This is a genomic window from Bartonella sp. AP11XZML (assembly GCF_042196445.1).
In the GTDB taxonomy this organism is placed as follows: domain Bacteria; phylum Pseudomonadota; class Alphaproteobacteria; order Rhizobiales; family Rhizobiaceae; genus Bartonella.
Genome location: NZ_JBHIQF010000039.1, coordinates 1 through 12,927 on the forward strand (window position 1 = coordinate 1; position 12,927 = coordinate 12,927).

The 12,927-nt window shown below is 36.0% G+C and carries 7 protein-coding genes; all 7 read left to right on the forward strand.

The features are described from left to right. Positions 1 to 278 (forward strand): toprim domain-containing protein (locus ACFIMG_RS03205; protein ID WP_375678745.1); only part of this gene is annotated, 278 nt, incomplete at its 5' end. Next, a complete protein-coding gene (locus ACFIMG_RS03210; RefSeq protein ID WP_375678746.1) occupies positions 275 to 1,891 on the forward strand; it encodes a YfjI family protein in 1,617 nt (538 codons plus the stop codon). The genes ACFIMG_RS03205 and ACFIMG_RS03210, both read left to right, overlap by 4 nt. Before the next feature lie 545 nt (positions 1,892 to 2,436). Next, a complete protein-coding gene (locus tag ACFIMG_RS03215) occupies positions 2,437 to 7,401 on the forward strand; it encodes a DEAD/DEAH box helicase (RefSeq protein WP_375678747.1) in 4,965 nt (1,654 codons plus the stop codon). A 1,418-nt stretch (positions 7,402 to 8,819) separates the two neighbouring features. Next, positions 8,820 to 9,584 (forward strand): hypothetical protein, encoded by a 765-nt coding sequence (locus ACFIMG_RS03220; RefSeq protein WP_375678748.1) that lies wholly within the window; start codon positions 8,820 to 8,822, stop codon positions 9,582 to 9,584. Positions 9,585 to 9,666: 82 nt separating this feature from the next. Then, positions 9,667 to 10,329, forward strand: a complete 663-nt coding sequence (locus ACFIMG_RS03225) for a hypothetical protein (protein WP_375611050.1) — start codon at positions 9,667 to 9,669, stop codon at positions 10,327 to 10,329. 100 nt (positions 10,330 to 10,429) lie between these two features. Beyond that, positions 10,430 to 11,089 (forward strand): hypothetical protein, encoded by a 660-nt coding sequence (locus ACFIMG_RS03230; protein WP_375693567.1) that lies wholly within the window; start codon positions 10,430 to 10,432, stop codon positions 11,087 to 11,089. A 1,649-nt stretch (positions 11,090 to 12,738) separates the two neighbouring features. Further along, a partial coding sequence (locus tag ACFIMG_RS03235) for a hypothetical protein (RefSeq protein ID WP_375679369.1) occupies positions 12,739 to 12,927 on the forward strand: 189 nt, incomplete at its 3' end.

Here is a 12,927-nt window from a genome sequence, read left to right on the forward strand (position 1 = left end):
GTGAGGGCATTGAAACCGGTCTGGCTCTGCTGTCTGGGTTATTAACAGAGCCCGTGAATTTATGGGCGTCCCTTTCAACCCATGGCATGATGCGTGTGAATTTACCCAAAATCAAAGCCCGTCTGACAATTGCAATGGACGGTGATGAAGCGGGTCGTAAAGCAGGTTTTACCCTCGCTGCACATGCCTATAGACAAGGCTTTGAGGTCTTTATGATGCAAGCCCCCTACGGTCTAGATTTCAATGATGTTTTGATACTGAAAGGTATAAATAAATGAGAGAGAATAAAAACAATATTGTCGATACCAACAATCAAAATGTTTCATGCAATGATAACGATAATGCTTTTTTAAATGATAAGACTTGTTTAGAAGCCATTCCTTATAAACAAGCATTGCAACAAAATGGTTGGGGCGAAATAAAGCCTATCACGGCGCCTCTCTTACCCGTCGAGCCTTTTAGCTTATTACAGTTGCCAACACCATTAATGAACTATGTTTATGACGTTGCGGATAGCCAACAAGCCCCTATGGATTTTATTGCTATCTCTGCTCTCTGTGGTTTGGCTGCTGTTATTGGCAATGGCGTGCGGGTTGCCCCAAAACAACATGCCAATTGGAAAATTGTTCCTAATCTCTGGGGTGTCATTGTGGGGGAACCTTCGACCATGAAAACAGGTACCATGGACGCTGCTTTAGAACCTCTTTATGTCTTTCAAGAGGAATGGCATCAAGAGTGGGTAAAGAAGAAAAAACAGCAAGAAACAAAAGAGATTCTTAGTGAATTAGATAAACGAGAAAAGAAAAAACAAGCCTATAAAGCACTCAAAGATCAAGATGAAGAACAAGCCCTTGCTCTTCTTTCACAAACTCTTGAACACAAAGAAAGTGAGGAAGATGACAGTTCTATAAAACGCCGTCTTATCGTCAATGATGTGACCGTTGAAAAGCTTGGGGAACTCTTAAAAGAAAACCCCCGTGGTCTCTTGTTGGTTCGTGATGAACTGGCTGGTTTTTTAGCCAATTTGGAAAGAAAGGAATATCAATCAGACCGTTCTTTCTATCTAACAGCTTTTAATGGCAATAAGTCTTACACCTATGACCGTATAGGACGGGGAACCATTTTTATTCCCAATGCAACTGTCTCTATTATAGGGGGTATTCAACCTGCACGTATTATTCCCATTATTCAAGACATGCACCGTGGAATAAACGATGATGGTCTTATGCAACGGTTTCAAATGCTGATCTATCCCGATGACCGACAAGAGCAGTTATGGGTTGATAGACCTCCCAATCAAAAAGCATGGGAAAGTTATCAAGGGGTTTTTCGTTCTCTTTATGATAAACCATTAGGATCACCAAAATATCCGATAACTATACGCTTTTCTGCCGAAGCCCAAGAAATGTTTCGTGAGTGGTGGGAAGATTTTCAGAAAAGAATAAAGAATGGTCATTTCTCATCAAGTTTAAAAGCACATCTTTTGAAAATGAATCAAACCATACCAACCCTTGCGTTGATTTTTGAACTGGTTGAGGGTGGGCGTTTGGAAATCAATAAAGATGCCCTTGAAATAGCCTTGCGATGGGAAAAATATTTGTTAAGTCATGTCAAAAGGCTTTATGCGGCGGCGAATAGCTTAGCAACAGAGGGGGCAAAATTAATTGTCGAACGTTGTGATCATTTACCCGATGTTTTTACAACAAGGGATATTTATAAACGTGATTGGAAATGTTTCAAAGATAATGGAGCCGTTAAGCAAGCTTTAGAGCTTTTATGCCGTTGTAACTATATACGTGAAATCTCTGGAGACAAGAGCTCACAAGGCGGTCGACCGACCATACGCTATGAATGGAATCCCTTAGTGACAAGCCATAAAACATCACACTGAGGCAATTTGGAAATCTTATAGAACATTAACAATATAACAGTGAACTCTTCAAAGCACTCCCCATTATAAGTTTTGGGGGTGTTTTTTATACGTATTATTTTATTTTTTTAAACAAAAATAAAAATCATTATATTTCAATATGTTAATGTTTTAAATAAACAACCTATATTAAATACAATCTGTAAATACAATCTATGATATATATAAAAAGGGGTTTTGTAGGGGTTTTGGGGGTTTTAAGAACCTACAAAACCTCTCTATAAAACCTATCAAAGTACTCATTCTGATATTTTAAAGCACGTAGTACATTTATCTTGATTAACCCGTGAAACGAATAGCAAATTTTACTACTTTGCTGATCTTATTCCATGCCATGGGCTGTGGATAAACAATCTTTTAAAACCCCTTTTGAAAAAATTTATCCGTTTTTTCGCATTTTTCTACATTTTTTTCACCATTTGCTCAAAATGGATTTAATAAGCTTCATTTCGATTCTTTTGAAGAGAATTAATCTGTATCGTAGATAGTTATGGAGTTTATCCTTTATGCTTCGCTCTCATCATTCTGATAATGAACTCGTCACTTTACGCTCTCTGTTGGAATATTATCGTCAAAAAGCTAAATCACCCCGTGAATTAGGAACCATGTTTGAAAACCTTGTCATAGCTTATTTGACAAAAGACCCTCTCCATTATGGACGCTACGAAAAGGTTCAAACCTATTATGAATGGGCGCAAAAGCGTGAAGGTTGGAATAAAAATGATATCGGTATTGATCTAGTTGCTAAGCTTCGTCATCAAGAGGGTTATGTCGCTATTCAATGTAAGTGTTATCAAGCAGATCATCAGATCAGTAAAAAGGATATTGATAGCTTTATCGCTGCCTCTGGAAAAGATATCTTTAAATATCGCCTTCTCGTTGATACCACAGAAGTGGAATTAAGTGACAATGTGAATGCCATGATTAAAGGACAAGCGATACCCGTTTATCGTATTGACCTTCGTCATATGGAAAACAGTCGGATAGATTGGCAAATATTTGCAACGAAAAAAGAAGTTGTTCTGAAATCAACAAAAGAGCCTCGTCCCCATCAAGAAGAAGCCATCAAGAAAGTCTGTGAAGGTTTAAAAGAAGCAGACCGTGGCAAGCTGATTATGGCATGTGGTACGGGGAAGACTTTCACCAGTTTGAAGATAGCAGAAACCCTTGCTGGGAAAGGCAAGCGTGTTTTGTTTCTGGTACCTTCTCTGGCTTTAGTCTCACAAACAATCCGTGAATGGACAGCCGATGCACAAGTGCCGTTGCGTTCTTTTGCGGTTTGTTCGGATACGAAAGTAGGCAAGCGTCGTAAAAACCAAGATGATATTATTGGCATGGAAACATCAGATCTTGTTCTCCCTGCTACCACGGATGCCCAAGCCCTTGCCAAAGAAGCTTGCGAAAACCTAGTAGACGCAATGACGGTGGTCTTTTCAACTTACCATTCAATCCAAGTGATTTCGGATGCACAAAAAGAGCATGGTTTACCCGAATTTGATTTAATCATTTGTGATGAAGCACACCGTACCACTGGTGCTTCATTGGGAAGTGAAGACAATGAATCCGAATTTATCAAGGTTCATGATAACAGCATCATTTGGGGCAAAAAACGTCTGTATATGACAGCAACGCCGCGTATCTTTAGTGATACTGCTAAAAGGCGGGCGGATGAGATCAATGCTGTTTTGGCATCTATGGACGATGAAACGCTTTATGGCAAACAACTTCATCATTATACCTTCGCGGAAGCTGTCGATAATGAACTTTTAACTCCTTACAAGATTGTGGTCTTGGGTATTAATGAAACCTATATCACACCAGCCATACAGGAGATTATTGCCAATGAAAACCGTGAAATTGATTTAGATGATGCGGCAAAAATTATTGGCTGTTATAGAGCCCTTACCAAAATAGATAAGCAAGCGGCTGTTGATGATGATGATACAGAGCCCATGCAATGTGCTTTAGCTTTTTGCAAAGATATCAACACCTCTCAATATATAACAAAGCTTTTCAATAAAATTATCAAATCTCATATTGATGATTTTCTTCAAACGGTTCCCTTTCTAAACTGTGAAGTAAGACATATTGACGGAACGCAAAGCGTCAAAAAACGCAATGAAGAATTGGATTGGCTTAAAGAAGATGCGGGGCAAAATGTTTGTCGGATTTTAAGCAATGTTCGGTGTCTGTCTGAAGGGATTGATGTCCCTGCTCTTGATGCCATCATGTTTTTACACCCGCGCAATAGCCAAGTCGATGTGATACAGGCGGTAGGGCGTGTGATGCGTCGTGCTCCAAATAAGAAAACAGGCTATATCATTTTACCCATTATCATTCCTTCACACTTAGAAGCCAAAAAGGCTTTAAAAAACAATAAGAGGTATCGTGTTGTTTGGCAAGTTTTGCATGCTTTACATTCTCATGACGAAAGGCTTGCTCGGACAATTAATCAGATGTCTTTAGGACAAGATAGCAGCCATACGATTGAGATTATAGAGATTAAGCGTGCCAATGAATTAAAAGAGCTTACCACAACGGTTGATGAGATCTCGATACCATCAAAAGCAGAAAGTTCTGGACATACCATTGGAACAGCAGAAAGCAAATCTCAATCGGTATCTGGAGGACAAGGAGACTTATTCCACCGTTCTGAATTTTTTGATTTTGTCAAAGCCATTTTTCTGGATAGTTTTAAAATCACGGATTATTGGGGCATTTGGGCGAACAATGTTGCTGAGATTGCTCAAAATCATATCAATCATCTTAAAGATATGATTTCCGATGAAAAGAGTGAAGCCTTTCACGCCTTTGATGCTTTTCATAAGGAATTAAAGAACAACGTCAACAGTGAAATCAAACAAGAGGAAGCGATTGAGATGTTAGCACAACATCTTGTCACGCGTCCCGTGTTTGAAGCCTTGTTTGAAGGCAATGAATTTGTACAGAACAATGCCATTTCACAAGCAATGGATAAGATCTTAACGGAACTGGATAAAACCAATATCGAAGAGAAAACGAAAGATCTTGATAAATTTTACAAAAGTGTCACATTCTGTACAGCAGGCATTACGGAAACTCATGCAAAACAGAATCTTATTATCAAACTTTATGAAAGTTTTTTTGCCAAGGCATTTAAGAAAACCACGGATAAGCTTGGGATTGTTTATACACCCGTTGAGGTTGTGGATTTTATCATTCATTCTGTTGATGATGTGTTGCGGAATGAGTTTGGAACAAGCTTAGGGTCACGTGGTGTGTCTATTCTTGACCCTTTTACGGGAACGGGTACTTTTATCACACGGCTTTTACAATCTAATCTCATCAAACCAGAGGATATGGAATATAAATTCCGTCATGATATCCACGCCAATGAGATTGTTTTGCTTGCCTATTACATAGCAGCGATTAACATTGAATCGACGTATCATAGTCTTATGAAAGGAGAGTATATTCCTTTTAAGCATATTGGTTTGACCGATACATTTCGGATGCTTGAAGAGAAGAATCTGCTGCAAAAATTATTTAAAGAAAACAGTGAATATTTAGAACATCAAAAGAAACTGGATATTGAAGTTGTCTTTGGCAACCCTCCTTATTCGGTAGGACAAAAAAATGAAAATGATAATGCAAAGAATACTCCCTATCCCATATTAAATAAACGTATCGGTGAAACTTACGCCGCTCAATCTAGAGCAACTAGTACGCAAAAGTTATATGACAGTTATATTCGTGCTATACGCTGGGCAAGCGACCGTATTGAGAATGCTGGGGTAATCGGCTTTGTTTCTGGCTCTGGTTATATAGAAAAGTCGACAATGGCTGGCTTACGAAAATCTTTAGCCAAAGAATTTACAAGTATTTATGTGCTTAATTTACGAGGGGATATACGTAAAAATATGTTAAGCAATGGAACTGCTCAAGAAGGAGAAAATATTTTTGGCAATGGAAGTATGACCGGTATTGCTGTGACACTATTTATCAAAAATCCTAGTGTTTCTGGAGATTGTAAAATTTACTATCATGACATTGGAGATAATCTTTCTACTACAAAAAAACTTAAGATAATCAAGTCCTTTGGTAGTATTGATGGCATTACGCGTAAACAAAAATGGCAAACAATTACGCCGGATGAACATGGTGATTGGATTCATCAACGTGATGAAAATTTCAAAGCGTTCTTAGCTCTAGGTGTTAAAAAAGGTCATGGTAAAAAACTTTTTGAAAATTTTTCTCTTGGAGTTTCAACCAATCGTGATGCTTGGGCGTACAATTCAAGCCGTAAAGTTTTAGCAAAAAATATGACTAATACGATTGCTTTCTATAATAGTGAAGTAGAACGTTTTAATAATGCTTATGGGCATGTTGATAGCAGGATACGTAAAAATGCTGTAGACAATTTTGTTAACGTTGATGCTAAAAAAATCAGTTGGAGTAGTAGTCTAAAAGAAGAGTTTGTAAGAGGAAAAGTTTCCGAATTTGAAAGTAATTGTTCAGTTCAAAGTCTTTATCGTCCCTTTACAAAGCAATGGCTCTATTACAATCGTATTTTTAATGAAAGAACTTACCAAATGCCGCGTATATTTCCGATGGGGCAAGTAGTCGAAAATAAGGTAATACAAGTTACAGGTATAGGCGCAAGAAGTGGTTTTTCTGTTTTGATGGCTAAAAGTATACCTAATCTTACTACAATAGAGAGTGGTCAATGCTTTCCAAGGTATATCTATGAAGATGCTACGGTTTCAAAAAGTAAAAGTGAGAAACAATCCCATTTATTTACAGAAGAAAGCAAAACAGCTGGTTTACAGAGGCGTGATGCCATTACTGATGAAGGATTAGTACATTTTAAAGCTGCTTATCCTAATGAAACCATAACAAAAGATGATCTATTCTATTACGTTTACGGTTTACTTCATTCGGAAGATTATCGTGCCCGTTATGCACATAATTTATGCAAAGAATTACCTCGTATCCCTTGCGTAAAGAGTGCTGGTGATTTTTGGAAATTTGTAACAGCAGGGCGTGAATTGGGTCATTTGCACGTGAATTATGAAAGCATAGAGCCTTATCCAGTGACCTTTAAAAAAGGCAATCCAAAAGTTACAGAGATCTCTAATCCCGAAAAATTCTATTATGTAACTGAAATGAAATTCGCAAAAATTAAGAATAGTAAGGAAAAGGATAAATCAACTGTCATTTATAACAGCAATATCACAATGACAGATATCCCTCTTGAAGCTTATGAGTATATCGTCAATGGCAAGCCTGCTCTTGAATGGGTTATGGGGCGTCAGTGTGTAAAGACTGATAAGAAGAGCGGCATTGTGAATGATGCCAATCGCTATGCTGTTGAAACCGTTGGAAACCCTGCCTACCCTCTAGAGTTGTTTCAAAGGGTTATTACCGTAAGTTTAGAAACAATGAAAATTGTAAAAAACTTACCAAATTTGGTATTAAGAGAAACTGAATAACTTATAAAGCATGCTCACATAATGAGTATGATAAACTCACAAGGGGTATAGAGCTTATAACCATAATTATACCTCTTTTTGTTAAGTTGATTAGATACAATCTCTAAAAGGAGTGTTTATATGCGTTATTCTAAAAAGAAATCCCATCTTAAAGTGAATAGGCTTCTTTTCCATTGCCTTTAAGAGGTTATATCGTAATCTAAAATGAGTGCTTTATTGTTTTCAAAAGCTTTGTTTAAAGAGAGTTATATATATATATTCATTTTGCTTATAGGTTTTGAAGGTGTAAAAACCGTCAAAACCCCCTCAAAACGTATATTATTAGTTGAATTTATAGGTTGTGTTATCAATATGGGTTGTTTTTTTAAGATCTGTAAAATCTTAACCTATTGAAAAATAACGTTTTTGCTTTTTATCGTTTTTTTACATAATAGCAGCAACCCTCAAAACTCAAAACCCCGTCAAAACTCATAACTATAATGATCTTGATAGCATCTCTTATAAGTTACAAGCTATCTTTTGAAAAGCTTTAAAGGATCATATGATTTTCATAAAGCACGTTGTAATCAATTCTCTAAAATCATAAGGTTATCATTCAAAAGAACTGATAAAAATTCATAAAAGGGATTTTGCTAATCTCTATAATTATCAGTTTCTATTGAGATGTTTTCATAACAATCTATAAATCGTAATTATCCTATATCCTATTTATCGTTTCTCTTATGAAAATGAAAAATGATGCCATGGCTATAAAGCATATAACAGCTATAGAGAATGCGTAAAAATAACAGCCTTATTTGAATAAAGCAAAAATGCAAATGAATGCGTTGGTTATAAAGATCATCTCTATAAAAAACTGTTAAGTTGCAAATGTGTTATAAACAAAATTCACAAAAAAATTAAAAATCATTTAGTGAAAAAAACTGATAGGTTATAAAGATAAAAATACGCATTATGAGAGCGTTTATAAATATTATAAATGTATAGATTCAAAAAAGAACGCCATTGTTTCAGAAAGCCCATAATATAGCTTTAAAAGCGCATAAATATAAAAGAAGCAATTCATAAGCACATGATAACATTAATACAGAATGCAATTTAAAAAATACAAAAAATATCAAAAAAGATAAAATATTAATTGACAATAAATACGTATTTTGTTATATAAATAGTCAAGTGATTGAAAAACACTTAACGAATAGCGGATAAGTTACGAAACAACTTCTCCCATTTCTTAAAATACTGACTTTCTTTTATGCTATCATTGGCATATAATGATTTTGTCGGGTGTGCTTATACCATACAATACCTTTTCGAGGGAAAAGTATAAGCAACGGACTATTCGCCGTGTTTTTCAGCGCCCGACGCCTCTATAGAGGTGTCAAATGACAAAAAAATCTTACGAATAGGTTTTAAATATGACAAATATATCAAAAAACACCCCCGTTCTCTCTAACATTGCAAATGAAACCGCGCTTGTTAATAAACAAAAGCCTGCAAAAAAATACGAATTTATTGATGATTGTGAATATATCGATGGTCATTTCTTAACGCGAATTAGAGCTTTAAGAGATTTTGATGATGTCAAAAAAGGCGACCTCGGGGGCTATATTGAAAGTGAAGATAATCTCTCTCATGAGGGAAATTGCTGGGTTTATAATAAAGCAAGGGTCTTTCAAAATGCACGCGTCTTTGGAAATGCTAAAGTAAAAAGCTTTTTTGTTGACGTTTATGGTAATGCTCAAATTTATGGGAATGCTATTTTTGAAGGAAGAACATTAAAGGACAATGCTAAACTTTCAGGCAATGCTCATGCTAGCAATGCCGTTGTAATTGAAGGCAATGCACAGCTTTATGATAATGCCTATGTAACTGATTATGCTCATATTTCTGATAACGCTGTGATTTGTGATAATGCTCATGTCGGCGGCAATGCTAAAATAAGTGGCTCTGCTTATATTTGTGATGATGCACGTGTTTTTGATGATGCCATGGTTTGTGATGCTCTTATCTCAGGGAATTCTTATATTCATAGTAATGCCTCTCTAACTGCTAATGAAGATATTTGTGATGAGGCATATCCAGAATTTGGTAGTGAAGATGATTATTACCGTCATGAATATTATGCTGATTGTGAGGGGTATTATGACAATGATAGCGAATATGAAAATGATGCTGCGTAAATAACGCGCGGGCGCGGCGGGGGCGCCCCTCTTTAAAACATTTCATTCTAAAATTTAATCTTCTTTATAAAGGAATAGTGTTATGCAAAAAAAGTTTGCACTCACAAATGAGACACGTGTATTTAATAATCAAACTCTTTATCGCATTAAGGCATTAAAAGACTTTTCTGATGTCAAAGCTGGGTCTTTAGGCGGCTTTATCGAAAGTGAAAACAATCTCTCTCATGATGGCAATTGCTGGGTTTATGATAATGCTCTTGTTTTAAATCCTGCTCATATTTACGAAAATGCCAAGATTTTTAATAAGGCTATTATAATGGGCTTTGTTTATGGCAATGCTCATGTCTGTGATCACGCCCGCGTTTATGCAAATGCCCATGTTTATGACAATGCGCATCTTTCTTATAATGCTTGGGTTTATCATCAGGCGCGGGTTTATGGCAATGCAAAATTATCAGGAAGTGCACGTATTCATGGCAATGCCGAGGTTTATGATCATGCTTCTGTTAGTGGTGCTGCAAAGATTTATGGCAAGGTTTATGGTCGTGCTAGTGTGGGGTGCCATGCCAAGATTAAAGGCTGTGTTTATGGCAATGCAAAAATCTCTGGTTATTTCATGGTCATAGGTAATGTCTATGGCAATGCAAGGTTAAAAAGACATAGTGATCTTTATTGGGTTCCTAATGATTGTGAGGTTTATGAAAGCGATAACGTTGTAAAGGTTATTGCAAATAACGCTGCGTAAATAATGGCGCGGGGCGCGGCGGGGGCGCCTGCTTTCCAACCAAATTTCCCATTTCAAATTTTAGAAAACGTTTATCACATTAGATTGTGAGGGTACCTCTATGTGCAAAAAATACGAATTAACCAGTGAAATCAAAAAAATCAAACATGCTCTTACTCGAAATATTATAAATCTCTATCGCATTCGTGCTTTAAGAGATTTTGATGATGTAAAGGCTGGTGACCTCGGCGGCTTTATTGAAAAGGAAGCTAATCTATCCCATGATGGCAATTGCTGGGTTTATGATAAAGCTTGTGTCTATGGCTATGCCGTCGTTTCTGAAAATGCAAAAATACGGCATTTTTCTCAAGTTTGTGGTCAAGTCTATGGGAATTGTGAAATCTATGGCAAGGCTTTCATCTCTCAATACGCAAAAATTTATGACCATGCTTGTGTCTATGGCAATGCTCATGTTTATGGCAATGTTTATGGGTATGCTCATGTGAGTGGTGCTGCCCGCGTTCTTGCTGATGCTCATATTTATGATTATGCTCATGTTTCTTATGATGCTACGGTTTTTAGTTATGCACGCGTCTATGGTCGTGCCATTGTTGCTGGCTCTGCCCGTATTCATAGCTATGCCAAGGTTTATAATTATGCCTTTATTAATGGTCGTGCAAAAATACATGGCAAGGTCTATGGCGGTGCTTTGGTGGGCGGTTGTGCTGAAATTTATGGCTCTGTTTTTGGCAATGCCNGAGACATGGGGGTGCCTTCTTGATGGCTATAAACGTATCATAAGATAATTGCTTAATATACATATCATAAAAGAGAGCATTCATAAAAGAAAGCCGTGTCAAGTGATATGACGCGGCTTTCAATGGAGGTATGTGCAAATATTTCATATAAACGAAATCAATAATGAATGCATATATACAAAAGGTATCATATTGCAAACGCTTTATTAAACATATGAAAACTTATCAAAAGGAATGTAAATGATGCGTATGATCTTTAATCACTCTTTTGAATGGGAGAGCCTATAAATGCTTTTTGTCGCCATTAAATATATCAATCATAATGTCTTTATCTTAAAGAGATTTATTTAAAACAAAGCCCATGATCAAAATGCTTCTTTTAAAACGTTTCAATATACTGACTTTAAAATTGAGTTGAGTAAATTGAAATAACTTACATTCTAAAATCAAAACGCTTTTTAGATTCATCTCAATACAATCAAAAGCAAATGCCTATTAAACTAATGTCTTTTTTAAAACGTTCTTTTTACATCTGTAAACGTTGGTTTTCAAAACAATCTCTCATAAGACAAATAAACAACCGCTTTTATCAAAGGTAAGGCTTTAAAAACTGTTATAAACATCAGTTTCAAACGTTTAAACGTTCACTTAAAGAGGGTCTCATAAGCGTATTTTTAAACTATAACTTTTAAAACGTTTCTTAGTACCAAGTCTAAAGTAGATAGTAATTCTACTGCCATGGCATTGTCGCTTCCATTTTTTTGTGGAAGCGAATACAGTTGCGTTCTTCAAAACTAGCTATGCACTATATTCATTAAAAGGCTTTTGATTTCATAAGATATAAAATACCTCTTTATCGTTTTCTAAACTTTTAGACAGCATTTTAAAATGCGATCTTGTCCTTAATCCTTTTATGCAATCTTTAAAATGTTCGGTGTTATGATGATGCTGTTATGACAGCTCTCTATTTTGCGCTCGCCAATTTTGGCGAACGTTAATTTACTCTTTTATGCGATTAACAATCCAATCTTTAAAATAAGAAGTAATCTTTAAACGTATGTTATCGATAGTTCCAAACGACTAAATTTTAAACAATGCGATTTCTGCTGTGATAAAAACGTATCATAAGATTTATAAACTGTTATGAATGATATCTGCTTTTCATTTCATTGAACGTTTACATGCGTTATAATATTAGCATCATGATTTGCTTTTTATGGTCTATTCATACATGGCAATCTTATATAAAAAATGGTCAAATGAATCATGCATAAAAAGATGGATTCTTGAGTGGATTCATATAAAATAATTGCAAGCAAACTATTGACTTTATTGTGTTTTTTGATATTATACTGAGTACTATCTCTGCTAAAAAGGTTTCAACAGCTTGATTGATCTGTTCAATTTGTTGATCATCACGGAAAAAACGGAAGAAGTCACCATCGCATTCCAAAAACCAGAGGGGTTTGATTCAATGAAAATGCGATTTTGTATCATACAACAAGTGTAGCAAATGAGTTGAGGGTAGAAATGTGGGCCGTTTCCTATGAGGAAGTTGAATGTTCAGGAAACATATGTGATTTTCACTTTAAAAATTCTTTGCCCAACAAAGAGGCAACTTATGGTAAGATAACTTTAGAAGATGGGATAGTATACAAGGCATTTACTTGGAATGAAGAGAGTGAAAGTTCGCTTTTTTCAAGGGTACCGATGGAATAATTTATCTCACATTATACAGAAAACTGTCACGCAAGAATTTTCGCCTACTCGTCAAGGAATGATACAATCTAGTGGCAATCTTATTATTAATGCTGATACCATTGACAACCATTATAGCTCTATGAGAGCAGGGGGAAATGCC